The 13,040-nt window shown below is 62.9% G+C and carries 14 protein-coding genes; 6 read left to right on the top strand and 8 right to left on the bottom strand.

Annotated features, from left to right (window positions below; all coding sequences use genetic code 11):
* Positions 1–107 precede the first annotated feature (107 nt).
* A complete protein-coding gene (locus tag IQ26_RS06350) occupies positions 108–311 on the bottom strand; it encodes a DUF3126 family protein (RefSeq protein WP_006200852.1) in 204 nt (67 codons plus the stop codon).
* A 151-nt stretch (positions 312–462) separates the two neighbouring features.
* Positions 463–1,311 (bottom strand): serine O-acetyltransferase, encoded by an 849-nt coding sequence (cysE, locus tag IQ26_RS06355; protein ID WP_145714982.1) that lies wholly within the window; start codon positions 1,309–1,311, stop codon positions 463–465.
* Positions 1,312–1,439: 128 nt separating this feature from the next.
* Here cysE and IQ26_RS06360 point away from each other — a divergent pair, with 128 nt between their 5' ends.
* Entirely contained in the window at positions 1,440–2,039 is a 600-nt protein-coding gene (locus tag IQ26_RS06360; protein WP_145714984.1) for an HD domain-containing protein, read from the top strand.
* Positions 2,040–2,168: 129 nt separating this feature from the next.
* Here the strand turns inward: IQ26_RS06360 and IQ26_RS06365 are convergent, their stop codons facing one another.
* The 3 genes from IQ26_RS06365 to IQ26_RS06375 all read right to left on the bottom strand — a co-directional run bounded on the left by IQ26_RS06365 (position 2,169) and on the right by IQ26_RS06375 (position 4,183).
* The gene (locus IQ26_RS06365; RefSeq protein WP_145714986.1) at positions 2,169–2,936 is read right to left on the bottom strand and encodes an alpha/beta fold hydrolase; all 768 of its coding nucleotides are present in this window, start codon (positions 2,934–2,936) and stop codon (positions 2,169–2,171) included.
* Between the two features lie 15 nt (positions 2,937–2,951).
* Positions 2,952–3,476, bottom strand: coding sequence for a DUF192 domain-containing protein (locus IQ26_RS06370; protein ID WP_145714988.1), 525 nt, complete (start codon positions 3,474–3,476; stop codon positions 2,952–2,954).
* A 113-nt stretch (positions 3,477–3,589) separates the two neighbouring features.
* The gene (locus IQ26_RS06375) at positions 3,590–4,183 is read right to left on the bottom strand and encodes a cold-shock protein (RefSeq protein ID WP_145714990.1); all 594 of its coding nucleotides are present in this window, start codon (positions 4,181–4,183) and stop codon (positions 3,590–3,592) included.
* A 219-nt stretch (positions 4,184–4,402) separates the two neighbouring features.
* On the opposite strand from IQ26_RS06375, the gene gloA reads away from it, so the two are divergent.
* Positions 4,403–4,843: a lactoylglutathione lyase gene (gene gloA, locus IQ26_RS06380; protein WP_145714992.1), complete on the top strand. Its 441-nt coding sequence runs from the start codon at positions 4,403–4,405 to the stop codon at positions 4,841–4,843.
* Positions 4,844–4,974: 131 nt separating this feature from the next.
* A complete protein-coding gene (locus IQ26_RS06385; RefSeq protein WP_145714994.1) occupies positions 4,975–5,265 on the top strand; it encodes a DUF2218 domain-containing protein in 291 nt (96 codons plus the stop codon).
* 12 nt (positions 5,266–5,277) lie between these two features.
* Here the strand turns inward: IQ26_RS06385 and IQ26_RS06390 are convergent, their stop codons facing one another.
* Entirely contained in the window at positions 5,278–5,844 is a 567-nt protein-coding gene (locus tag IQ26_RS06390; RefSeq protein ID WP_145714996.1) for a DUF1697 domain-containing protein, read from the bottom strand.
* Positions 5,845–5,854: 10 nt separating this feature from the next.
* Positions 5,855–7,111, bottom strand: coding sequence for a threonine ammonia-lyase IlvA (gene ilvA, locus IQ26_RS06395; RefSeq protein ID WP_145714998.1), 1,257 nt, complete (start codon positions 7,109–7,111; stop codon positions 5,855–5,857).
* Between the two features lie 320 nt (positions 7,112–7,431).
* On the opposite strand from ilvA, the gene IQ26_RS06400 reads away from it, so the two are divergent.
* Together IQ26_RS06400 and IQ26_RS06405 are read left to right on the top strand one after the other, a co-directional pair.
* A complete protein-coding gene (locus IQ26_RS06400; RefSeq protein WP_145715000.1) occupies positions 7,432–8,508 on the top strand; it encodes an alpha/beta hydrolase in 1,077 nt (358 codons plus the stop codon).
* A gap of 125 nt (positions 8,509–8,633) precedes the next feature.
* Positions 8,634–9,800, top strand: coding sequence for an alpha/beta hydrolase (locus IQ26_RS06405; protein ID WP_145715002.1), 1,167 nt, complete (start codon positions 8,634–8,636; stop codon positions 9,798–9,800).
* A gap of 28 nt (positions 9,801–9,828) precedes the next feature.
* On the opposite strand, the gene ade is transcribed toward IQ26_RS06405, so the two are convergent.
* Positions 9,829–11,640 carry an adenine deaminase gene (ade, locus tag IQ26_RS06410; RefSeq protein WP_145715004.1) on the bottom strand — a complete coding sequence of 604 codons (1,812 nt, stop codon included), beginning with the start codon at positions 11,638–11,640 and terminating at the stop codon, positions 9,829–9,831.
* A gap of 576 nt (positions 11,641–12,216) precedes the next feature.
* Between ade and IQ26_RS06415 the strand changes: the two genes are divergently transcribed.
* Complete coding sequence (locus IQ26_RS06415) at positions 12,217–13,020, top strand: alpha/beta fold hydrolase (protein WP_145715006.1); 804 nt, start codon at positions 12,217–12,219, stop codon at positions 13,018–13,020.
* The last annotated feature ends 20 nt before the right edge of the window (positions 13,021–13,040 follow it).

Consider the following 13,040-nt stretch of genomic DNA (forward strand, 5'->3'; position numbering starts at 1 on the left):
AGGGAGAGGAGCATTCGGCCAACCCTAGAGGTTTGCGATTTGCCACTGAGATTGGTCGCCAACCAGCCCGCAGCAAGGCAGGCCAGGTCCGCCGCAAGAGTCCCGGCTCAGGCCAGATCGATGTCGAGGATCGCCATCGAGAAATTGTAGTCGCCGTCGTCCTCGTCCTTGAAGACGATGCCGAGGAACTCGTCGCCGACATAGACTTCGGCCGAATCTTCCTTGCGCGGCCGCGCCTTCACCTCAAGCTTGGGATTCTGGAAGACGCGCTTGAAATAGGCGTCCAGCTTTCTGATTTCATCAGGCTTCAAAGTCTTCTCCGATCGTCGGTCTTGCTCGTTTGAGCGCGCTTCTGGCACGTCGACAATGGCGATGTAAAGGCAAGCCGGCCGGATATGCGAGAACCGACAGGCGCCAAAGCCGGCAAACGGAGTTCGGTCGCCCGTCCCCGCAGACTTGAAGTCAGATATCAAAGCTGACGACGTGGTCCATCGTCTGCGACGGCAGAAGCTGGTCCATCTGCCGCGAAGGCTGGTCGCAGCCGGTTTCGCCGACGACGCGGGCCGGCACGCCGGCAACCGTCTTGTTGTGCGGCACCGGCGACAGCACCACCGAGCCTGCCGCGATCTTCGAGCAATGGCCGACTTCGATGTTGCCGAGGATCTTGGCGCCGGCGCCGATCAGCACGCCGTAGCGGATCTTGGGATGGCGGTCGCCGCCGGCCTTGCCGGTGCCGCCCAGCGTCACGCCGTGCAGGATCGACACGTCGTCCTCGATCACTGCCGTCTGGCCGACGACGAGGCCGGTGGCGTGGTCGAGGAAGATGCCCTTGCCGATGCGGGCGGCCGGGTTGATGTCGGTCTGGAACACCGAGGACGACCGGCTCTGCAGGTAGAGCGCGAAATCCTGGCGGCCCTGGTTCCACAGCCAATGCGCCAGCCGGTGCGTCTGGATGGCATGAAAGCCCTTGAAATAGAGCACCGGCATGATGAAGCGGTCGCAGGCCGGATCGCGGTCGTAATAGGCCTGGATGTCGACACGCACGGTTGCCGCCCAGTCCTTGTCGTCGGCTGCCATCGCCTTGAAGGTCTGGCGGATGAGATCGGAACCGATGTCCTGATGGTCGAGCCGCTCGGCCAGGCGATGGATGACCGCTTCCTCCAGGCTTTCCTGGTTGAGGATGGTCGAATACAGGAACGCCGCCAGTAGCGGATCGCGATTGACCGCCTCCATCGCTTCGTCGCGGATCGAGCGCCAGATCGGGTCGATCGGCTTCACCATGCTGGGGCGGGCAATCGTAACGCTGTTCATCGGTGGTCTCCGGCCTGCCGGCTTGCCTATTCTCCGGCCGCACATATAAGCCAGATCATAGCAGGGTTGAACTCAATTTTCCTTAGTGCTTTGTCAAATGGATTTGGTTCACGGAAATTCAAGCGGCAATGGAAAACGAACCCTTGATCGACGAGCCGCTGAAGCGCGAGCTTTCCGCGCTTTACCGGGCCGAAGGCCGCCACTATCACAACGTCGCCCATATCGAGGCGATGCTGGCGCTGGCCGCCGACTATCGGGCCTCGTTGCACGACCCCGAAGCCGTCGTGGCGGCGATCTGGTTCCACGACGCCGTCTATGACAGCCGGGCCAAGGACAATGAGGCCAGGAGTGCCGCCCTTGCCAAGAAAAAGCTCGCCGGCCGCGCCGATGCGCAGCGCCTCGGTCGCATCACGGCGATGATCATCGCCACCGCCACGCATGAATTGCCGCACTTTGACGACGAGAATGCCCTCCGCGACGCAGCCCTGTTCCTCGACATGGACCTGGCGATCCTGGGTGCGGCGCCGGATGCCTTCGATGCCTATGAACAGGCGGTCCGCCGTGAATATGGCTGGGTGGAGGAGCCGATGTGGCGCGCCGGCCGCAGTGCCGTTCTGAAAAGCTTCCTCGCCCGCCCGCAAATCTTCCACACAGAGGAATTCCGGCAGCAGTTCGAACCGCAGGCCAGGCAGAGCATGATGCGGTCGATCGAAGCGCTTAAGGCATGACTTGCGACTGCTGCGGTGCAGATCTTTGAGGCCGGAGGATAGAGGGGGGGCGAAGGATCGCTACAGATCGGCTTTTATCCTGAGCCCCTGCATTCTTCAGGTATTGAGCCACCTCAAGCACAGATGTGCTCACAGCGGGTTTTCGGCATAGAACTCCAGCACCCGCTGCTTGAAGGTCTTGTCGCCGACGGCCAGCATATGGTCGCGGCCTTCGATGTGAAAGGCCGTTGCATTCGGCATCAAGGCGGCGAGTTCCTCGGGCGAACCGCCGATATCGTCCTTGGTGCCGACGGCAATCAAGGTCGGCTGGGCGATGCGCGCAATGTCGGCCTCGGCCAGCAATTCCCGCGAGGTGGCGATGCAGGCAGCCAGCGCGCGGCGGTCGCTGCGGGTCTGGTCGGCGAAGGCGCGAAACGAGCGGCCGCGCGGATGGCTGTTGGTATCAGGATCGTCGGCCAGAAGGGCGGCGGCAATCGGATCCCAGTCGCCGACGCCGTCGACCATGCCGATGCCGAGACCGCCGAAGACCAGCGTCGCCACCTTGTCCGGGTCGGAAAGCGCCAGAAACGCCGATATCCGCGCGCCCATCGAATAGCCCATGACATGGGCGCGTTCGATGCCGAGATGGTTCAGCAGCGCCGCCCCGTCGGAAGCCATTTTCGCGGGCGTATAATCGACCTCTTGATAGCTCTTCGACGACGCGCCATGGCCGCGATTGTCGAAGGCGATGGCGCGGTAGCCGGCATCGTTCAGCGTCTTGAACCAGCCGGGCGACACCCAGTTGACGTAATGGGTCGAGGCAAAGCCGTGGATCATGAGCACCGGATCGCCCTGCCCCGATGCCGGCTGGCGATCGAGGAAGGCAAGGTCAAAGCCGTCATGGGAGAAAGACTGCACCGCGGCTGGTCCTGGTCAGTCGGCGTCGGCGTTGGGCGCCGTGCTGATCGCCGGGTGACGCAGCAGGTCGCCGTCCTCGATGCCGCCCCTGGCTGCGGTGCCCGCCTTGAGCTCGAGCACGAAGCGAACCGGCTCGCCGGGCGAGATCATCGCCTCGGACTGCGGCTCGCCTTGCTTGATCGCCCGGATCTTGCCGTCCTGGCCGACGAAGATCAGGTCGAGCGGCATCGGCGTGTTCTTCATCCAGAAGCCCACATCCCGAACCTCCTCGAACACGAACAGCATGCCATGATCGTCGGCCATCTCCTCGCGAAACATCAGGCCGGCCGCGCGCTCGGCGGAGGTGTCGGCGATTTCGATTGAAAACGAGCGCTCACCGGATTTCGTCACCGCGACCAGCGGTTGCGGGTCGACGGCAAGGATCATCGCCCGGCTGTCTGCCGAAGCCAGTTGCTGCGAATGGAAGAAAGCGCCTGTGGCAACGACAAAAGCGATCGCGGCGCAGACTACGCCCGTGGTCAGCCAGTTCCTGTGAGTCATTCAAAATCCTCGGCCGGAAATCGTCCTGGACCATGATCCCGAACATACGGTTCGGAAAAGATCATGGTCAAGCAAAGCACCAGCTCCCGTTCCGATTCGATCGGGATTGGGTCCTAATGCGAGACCGGCAAGGTACCCATATCCGGGTGGATTTCGGCAGCCATAAGGCCTTTGTCGCCGCGCCCGAAGCGGACCAGCACGACCTGCCCCGGCCTGAGCTCGGTGATGCCGTAGCGGCGCAGCGTCTCCATATGGACGAAAATGTCCTCGGTGCCCTCGCCCCGGGTCAGGAAACCGAACCCCTTGGTGCGGTTGAACCATTTCACCAGCGCCCGTTCGAGGCCGCTTTCCGGCGTCACCGAGACATGGGTGCGCTGCTCCTGCATCTCCGCTGGATGGACCGCCGTGGTGACATCCATGGAGAGTACCCGGAACGCCTGCAATCCACGCTCGCCCTGCTTGACGAGGCAGACGACGCGGGCACCTTCCAGAGCGGTCTGGAAACCGTCCCTTCGAAGACACGTCACATGGAGGAGAATATCGCCGGAGGAGCCGTCATCGGGAAGAATGAAACCGTAGCCCTTGGCCACGTCGAACCATTTGATGGCGCCCGCAATCTCGACAAGATCGGCCGCATCGCCGCCCTCGTCTCGATTCAAGGCGTTATCGGTTCCGTCCCGCCCCATGAAAGAGGCTTTTTCCCCCATAAGAACGCCCCCCCTTTTTCCAAGAACACCGCAACTGATTCTTGACGTCAGATTAACACTGCGGATTCCGGTGTGTGCAAGACCTGACGTGCCTTTTTTCACGGTTCATTGCGGGAATACCGGATTTGTTGTTTGCCGGCACGACCGGTTATCGGCAATTGCCCTTTGGCCGGGTGGCCCCTATGTTCCGCCGCAACGCAACATTTCGAGGAAAATCACATGCGCTACCTCCACACCATGGTCCGCGTCGCCGACATCGATGCATCGCTCGATTTCTACTGCAACAAGCTTGGCCTCAAGGAAGTGCGCCGCCACGAAAACGAACAGGGGCGCTATACGCTGATCTTCCTCGCCGCTTCCGAAGACGAGCAAAGCGGCATCGCCGACAAGGCGCCGCTGATCGAGCTCACCTACAATTGGGACCCGGAAGACTATAAGGGCGGCCGCAATTTCGGCCACCTCGCCTATGAGGTCGACGACATCTACGCCACCTGCCAGCAGCTGATGGACAAGGGCGTCACCATCAACCGGCCGCCGCGCGACGGCAACATGGCCTTCGTCAAGTCGCCGGACGGCATCTCGATCGAGCTTTTGCAGAAGGGCCCGGCCAAGGCCAAGGCCGAGCCCTGGGCCTCGATGGCGAATACCGGAAGCTGGTAGCCGGTCACGTCATTTTGAGTGGATGTGGCGTTCCGTAAGATGACACATCTGTCCAGCTATGGCGCCAGCCTCGCAAGGTTGTTTGCGCATGACTCCGATTTTTCAGGGTCATGCACCAGGAGAACTCATTCATGCCGACCAGCCATGCCGATGTCGCCACCGAACATGCCAGCCGCTATCTGCAGCAGCTTTGCAAGCATTGGGCGCACAAGTTTCCCGTCGAATTCGATCCAAACCACGGGACAATCGATCTCTCACTGGGTCGCACGGTTCTGGACGGCGACGCGGCAGCGCTCCACATCGCGGTGACGGCCGACGAAGCCGGCTCGCTGGAGCGCCTGGAAACGGTCGTCGCCGACCACATCAAACGCTTCGCTTTCCGCGAAGAACTGACGTTCGATTGGCAAAAAGCTCCGGCGTAAGCGAAGCGGCAGTCAGTTGCCGGTTTGGTCAGCCTGACCAGCCATCTCCAGCAGCGCCAGCACCGTGCGCCAGTTGCGGGCGGTGCCGGGCACTTTCAGCGTGCGTGGGATGAGGTTGGCAAACACCGATTTGCCGAGGCCTTCCGGTGCGTGCAGGTAAAGCACGTCGCCTTTGATCTCGAAGCGTTCGGGACCGGTGCATTTTTCGGACAGCCGTGCGATCTCGTCGGCGCTCGGCTCGCGCTCCAGCGCAAAAGCGTGGAGCTTGGTCTGCTCCTCGGCGACCTCTGGATAGGGATTTTGAGCCACCAGACGCTCGAACCAGCCGAGATCGCGCACCATGATGCGCGAGTGAAATCCCCATTTCTCCTCGAAGGCCGCTTCCAGCCGTCTGGTCAGCGTGACCGCAGCGCCCTTTGCCGACCGGAACACGACGTTGCCGCTCTGCACATAGGTGGCGACGTCGGCAAAGCCGAGCTGCTCGAAGAATGCTCTCAGCTCCGCCATCTTGACGATGCGGTTGCCGCCGACATTGATGCCGGAAAACAGCGCAACGAAGGTTTTCGCTTGGGCACTCATATTTGGGCGCTCATATGATGAACCCGGCCAGGGTCTCATTGTCGGTGATATCCTGATACTGCACGCCCTCGGCCTCGAAATTGGCGTTGAGCAGCTCGAAATTGCGGCGGTCCTTGGTTTCGATGCCGATCAGCACCGAACCGAAATTGCGCGCCGATTTCTTCAGATATTCGAAGCGGGCGATGTCGTCGTCGGGCCCCAGCATTTCGAGGAAGTCGCGCAGCGCGCCCGGCCGCTGCGGAAAGCGAATGATGAAGTATTTTTTCAGCCCCTCGAAGCGCAGCGCCCTTTCCTTCACGTCCGGCAGCCGCTCGAAATCGAAATTGCCGCCCGAAACCACCGCCACGATGGTCTTGCCCCTGATCTCCTTCTTCGAAAAATCCTTCAGCGCGTCGATCGCCAGTGCGCCGGCCGGCTCGAGCACCACGCCTTCGACATTCAGCATCTCGATCATGGTCGCGCAGAGCCGGTTTTCCGGGATCAGCCGCACCGCATCAGCGGCAAACGCCTTGAGATGCCGCAACGGTTCGCGGCCGATCTCGGCCACCGCCGCGCCATCGACGAAATTGTCGACCCTGGCGAGCTTGATCCGCTTTCCGGTAGCGAGGCTCTCGCTCAGGCTTGGCGCACCGGCCGGCTCACAGAAGACGAAGCGCGTGTCGCGGCGCTGGTCGGCGAAATAATGCGTCACTCCCGCGGCCAGGCCGCCACCGCCAACCGGCAGCATGACGATGTCGGGCATGCGCGCGCCAGGCATCTGGTCTGATATCTCGTAGGCGACGGTCGCCTGCCCCTCGATGATGTCCCTGTGGTCGAAGGGCGGCACCATATGCGCGCCAGCACTTTCGGTGAATTCGAAGGCGGCGCGGTAGCAGTCGTCGAAAAAGTCGCCGACCAGCCTGATCTCGACGAATTCGCCGCCGAACAGCCGCGTCTTGTCGATCTTCTGCTGCGGCGTCGTCACCGGCATGAACACCACGCCCTTTTTTCCGAAATGACGGCAGACGAAGGCAAAGCCCTGCGCATGGTTGCCGGCGGAAGCGCAGACGAACAGTTCGGCATCGTTGCCGGCTTCGAGCGCCTTGCGGAAGAAGTTGAAGGCGCCCCTGATCTTGTAGGAGCGCACCGGCGACAGATCCTCGCGCTTCAGCAGCACGCGCGCGCCGGTCTTCTTCGACAGATAGTCGTTTTCCTGCAGCGGCGTCTCCGGAAAAATCCGGCGGATCGCGGCGGCGGCGGCAGCGACGCGGGAGGAAAAACTGGTCATGGCAAGATCACCCCGGATCGCATGTCGTTGTGTGGGCAACGCAGCGTGCATTTGGTTTGCCACGACGCGATGGTCACAAACTTAGCACACGCCGCGTGCGTTTGATCCCCGCCTATTGCGTATCCAGACGTGCTCGGCATCCGTCTCAAGACCTTCTCCAACATCCCGGCCTTCCTTCCGCCGTTCTGGCTTTCGCGCAACAGTGCGATGGCTGTCGCGAGGCGCTGAACGCTTTTCAACTGGACACGACTTACTTCTGCCGCACTTCGGCTGTCCGGGAGGGGTCGCGGAGGTTGGATAGGCCTTTCGGCCGGAGTGGAATGTCAGAGTTGAAGAAGATTTGCATCCTTGTCCTTGCCTTGCTCGTTGCCGGCTGCGGCGGCCGGCCAACCGAGGAACTGCTCGGCAGCGCCATGGTGTCCGCGCCGGTGACGGAAATCGCCGGCAACCACTCGATCTTCATCGCCACGACGCGCAAGCGCTCCGACGACCCCAGCAAGGTTTTCGACCGCGAGCGCTCGGCCACGCTGAACTATGCCCGCGCCAACGTCACCGTGCCGGGAATCCACGAAACCGGCCGAATCGAGCGGCGCTCGCGCGGCAAGTCGAACGACCCGGCCAAATACTTCATGGCCTCCGATGTCGTCGGCTACGACACCGCGCCGCAATTCTCCAGCGCGCTCAGCGCCGACATCGCCGCGCGCGGCGGCCGCGTCATGGTCTTCGTCCATGGCTACAACACCGGCTTCGACGCCGCCGTCTACCGCGTCACCCAGATCGCCCATGATTCCGGCTACCCGGGCACGCCGGTGCTGTTTTCCTGGGCGTCGGGCGCCAAGACCAGGGACTATGTCTACGACAGGGAAAGCGCCAGTGCTGCCCGCGACCAGCTGGAAGTGACGCTGAGGATGCTTGCGCAGACCGGCGCGCGGCGCATCGACATCGTCGCCCATTCGCTGGGAACCTGGGTCACCATGGAAGCGCTGCGCCAGCTCGCCATCAACGGCGACCGCGATCTCAGCGGCAAGCTCGGCGACGTGGTGCTGGCCTCACCCGATATCGATGTCGACGTGTTCAAGAGCCAGATGCGCCGCTACGGCAAGCCGAACAAGCCCTTCATCCTGCTGCTGTCCGACGACGACCGGGCGCTGCGGCTCTCCGGCCTGATCGCCGGCTCGCGGCCGCGCGTCGGCGACTACAAGGACGCGGCCGACCTCGCCGATTACGGCGTGAGCGTCGTCGATCTCTCCAGCGTCAAGGGATCGGATCGCTTCAATCACACCAAATTCGCCGACAACCCCGAGCTGGTGAAGATGATCGGCCAGCGGCTGCGCGAGGATGACGGATTTGCCAGCGACCGCGAGGTGACCGACCGCATCAGCCTGCTCGGGCAGTAAGGTGTTCGTCGTGCCTGTTCACGATTGCAGCAGCATCGGATCACTTTGAACTGGACCAGGCCGGCCTCTGCCTCTATCGAAACAGCCAAGGACGTCATACGGTTGACGTCCCTTCGGGAGCCTGCGTGACCGTGCGTTCGAAGATATTCCTCGTCGTTGCGCTCGCGCTCGCTGTCACCGGCTGCGCCGGTCGGAAGACACACGACCTTCTCAACACGACGGCTGTCACGGTGCCTGCCTCCGACATCGCTGCCACGCATGAGATCTTCGTCGCCACCACCCGGAAGAAAGCCACAACCGATCCGCGGCAGGTGTTCGACGGCAATCGCTCGCTGACCACCAGCTTCGCCCGCGTCGACGTGACGGTTCCAAAAGTCCATCAGGTCGGTGCCATCGAGCGGGTCAAGGGCTCCGCCAACAGCAACCCGGCGAAGGACTTCACCGCAACGAACGTCGCCTTCTATGAAGGCGCTCCGCAATTCGCCAAGGCGGTCGGCTCCGACATCGCCATGCGCGGTGAACGCGCGCTGGTTTTCGTGCACGGCTTCAACAACGGTTTCGACGACGGCGTCTACCGGCTGACGCAGATCGCGCACGACACGAAATATCCCGGCACGCCGGTGCTGTTCTCATGGGCATCGAGCGGTAAGACCACAGGCTATATCTACGACAAGGAAAGCGCCAACGCCGCGCGCGACGATCTCGAAGCGACGCTGCGCATGCTGGCCAAGACGCGGGTCAAGAGCATCGACATCATAGCCCATTCGATGGGGACCTGGGTGACGATGGAGGCGCTGCGCCAGCTTGCCATCACCGGCGACCGCGATCTCGACGACAAGCTTGGTTACGTCATCCTTGCCTCGCCCGACATCGATGTCGACGTGTTCAAGAAGCAGATGATCCGCTACGGCAAGCCCGACAAGCCTTTCGCCATCCTGCTTTCGGGCGACGATCGCGCCCTCAGACTCTCCTCCCTGATCTCCGGCGACAAGCCGCGCGTCGGCGACTACGGCGATGCGGCCGACCTCGCCAGCTATGGCGTGTCGGTGGTCGACCTGACCAAGACCAAAGGCGGCGACCGGCTGAACCACGCCAAATTCGCCGATAACCCGTTCCTGGTGCAGTTGCTCGGCGACCGGCTGCGCGCCCCGGCCGGCCTGGCATCGGAAGAAGCCAATCCGGCGCAGCCGATCGACAATCTCGGCCAAGGCATCGGCAAGGCCGTCGGCTCCGTCGCCGAGATCGTCATCACCACGCCGTTCAGGGTGCTGACCATCGCCACCGGCGGATAAGCGGCGTGGGCTCGCGCCTTGGCCGATGTCAGACGAACAAATCGACCTTCTGAAACGTCGTCACGTCGATCAGGCCGACATCGGAAATCCTCAGTTCCGGGATGACGACCAGCGCCAGCAGCGAGTGCTGCATGTAGGCGTTGTTCAGCGAGCAGCCCATCTTGCGCATCGCCTCGGTAAGCTTGTCGGCCTTGGCCGCGACGATTTCGGCGCGCTCGTCCGACATCAGCCCGGCGATCGGCATTTCAACCAGCGCCAGTTCCTTGCCCTTTGAAAACAGCACGACGCCGCCGCCGACCTCGCCCAGCCGGTTGACGGCCAATGCCATGTCCTGCTTGCTGGTGCCGACGACGATGATGTGGTGCGCATCATGCGCCACGCTTGAGGCCATGGCGCAATCGGCCATATAGCCGAAGCCGGAGACGAAGGCGTTGGTGACGCCGCCCGTGCCCCGGTGGCGCTCGACCAGCGCGATCTGGCAGACGTCGTTGCGGCGGTCCATGGCGACCAGCCCATCCTCGACCGGAAGATCGGCCTCGAGCGCGCGGGTCGGCGCCTGGTTCTCGATCACGCCGATGACGCGCACCCGCACCTCGTTGGCGCCCTTGGGCGCCACGATGTCGAAATCCCCTGACTTGAGCTTCCTGCCGAGCTTGACGGTGTTCTTCGCCGTCCTCGGATAATCGTAGGCTGGAATGTCGATTTCGAGCTTGCCGCCCTTGGCCAGCCTGACGCCACGGCCATAGACCTCGTCGATGGTCATCGCGGCCAGATCGGAGACGATCAGCACATCGGCGAGCCGCCCCGGCGCAATCGAACCCAGCTCGCGCTGCAGCCCGAAATGCTGGGCGGTGTTGAGCGTCGCCATCTGGATCGCGGTCACCGGCCTCAGCCCCTGGCTGATGGCGTGCCGGACCACCCGGTCCATATGGCCTTCATGGACAAGCGTGCCGGAATGGCTGTCGTCGGTACACAGGATGAAATTGCGCGGGTCGAGCCCGCCCTCCGTCACCGCCTTGACCTGCGAGGCCACGTCGTACCAGGCCGAACCCAGCCTGAGCATCGCCTTCATGCCCTGGCGGACGCGGGCGATGGCGTCCTCGGCGCGGGTGCCTTCGTGGTCGTCCTCGGGGCCGCCGGCGACATAGCCGTGGAACGGCAGACCGAGATCGCGCGAGGCGTAATGGCCGCCGACGGTCTTGCCCGCCCTCACCGTCGCGGCGATCTCGCCCGCCATCACCGGATCGTTGGCGGCGACGCCGGGAAAATTCATCACCTCGCCAAGCCCGATAATGTTTTCCCAGGTCATCGCTTCAGTGACATCGGCGACCGTCAGCTCGGCGCCGGCATGCTCCAGCCCGGGTGCTGAGGGCACGCAGGACGGCATCTGCACATGCACGTTGACAGGCATGGCGACGGCCTCGTCATGCATCAGCCGCACGCCCGGCAGGCCAAGCACGTTGGCGATCTCGTGCGGGTCGATGAACATCGAGGTGGTGCCATGCGGGATGACCGCGCGACAGAACTCCGTCACCGTCACCATGCCGCTCTCGACATGCATGTGCGCGTCGCAAAGGCCAGGCACCAGATAGCGCCCGCCGGCGTCGACCACCTTGGTGCCCTGCCCGATGGCGTGACCGGCATTCGGTCCGCAATAGGCAAAGCGGCCGCCGACAATGGCAATGTCGGTGCCGGCGATGATCTCGCCGGAATGAACGTTCACCCAGCGCCCGTTGCGGATGACGAGGTCGGCGGGCTTCCTGCCCATCGCGACGTCGACCAGATGCGTCGCCATTTCGGCCCATGGTTTGGGTTTCGTCGTGTTGGCGGTCTTCGGCATTGAGAGAACTCCTGATTTCCCCGACTGTGCCAAGCCGATGGCGTTTTGACCAGCAAGATCAGCGGATCGCCTGAACGCTACGACCTTCGCGTCTCGTTGCGAACTCAGGGCAATCGCTTTAGGTTTGCGCCGCCCCTCATTGCCCTGCCGGGCATTTCTCCCCGTATAGTGACGGGGAGAAAGACGCCTTCGCAAAGGATTTCGCCAATCTCCAGCGTTGCAGAAAGCCTGTCGAGGTTGCGGCCAGCCCCTTCTCCCCGTCACTATACGGGGAAAAGGGGCGGCAGCCGGATGAGGGGCGGCGCCGACGTCGAGAATTGGTCATCGCGAGGCAAGTTTGTTCTTGCTTTGTGCCGGCAGTTATGCTAGGAATTTATTCATGGTGCTGATTTGCGCCAACGACCCGCCGCCAAGGCGGTTTTTTTGTCCCAGGCTGGGGCGCCGTCCCTCACAGGGCTCCGCGGCAATCGTTGACTTCCCATCTCAAAAAGATGTTGATCGACAATCCGAAATCCCTGGGGGGAACACGTAACCCGTTTCTGGCGAGCGCTCGGTTTCGTCACCCTGTTTGTGGTCATGGCCGGCTTCGCCTCCGCTGAAGAGCGCTGGCAGACCCTGCCTGAGCCGACGGCCATGCCAAAACCTGACCAGAGCGGCTACGCACCGGTCAACGGCATCCAGATGTACTATGCCGTCTTCGGCGCTGGCGATCCGGTGCTGCTCATCCATGGCGGCCTTGGCCATGCCGACATCTGGGCAAGCCAGGTCGCGACGCTGTCCAAAACCCACAAGGTGATCGTCGCCGACAGCCGCGGCCACGGTCGCTCCACCCGCACCGATCAGCCCTTCGGCTACGGTTTGATGGCATCGGACTATCTGGCGTTGCTCGACTACCTCAAGATCGACAAGACGGCGCTTGTCGGCTGGAGCGACGGCGGCATCATCGGCATCGATATCGCGCTCCACCATCCCGAGCGGCTGACGAGGCTCTATGCGCAGGCCGCCAACGTGACCACCGACGGCGTCGATCCCGGCGTCATGACCGACAAGACTTTCGGCGCCTATATCGTGCGCAGCGGCAAGGACTATGCCCGACTTTCCAAGACGCCCGACGAATACGAGGCCTTCGTGGCGCAGATGAGTCACATGTGGGAGACGCAGCCGGCGTGGACCAAGGAACAGCTCGGCACGATCACCACCCCGACGGCGATCGTCGCCGGCGACCATGACGAAGCGATCAAGCGCGAGCACACCGAATACATGGCCGCGGCGATACCCGGCGCCAAGCTGGTCATCCTGCCCGATGTCGGCCATTTCGCTTCGCTGCAGGCGCCGGACGAATACAACCAGTCGGTGCTCGACTTCATCGACGCGAAGTGAGGGCATCAAGCCCGAGGACG

Source organism: Mesorhizobium tianshanense, from assembly GCF_007830515.1.
Lineage (GTDB): Bacteria > Pseudomonadota > Alphaproteobacteria > Rhizobiales > Rhizobiaceae > Mesorhizobium > Mesorhizobium tianshanense.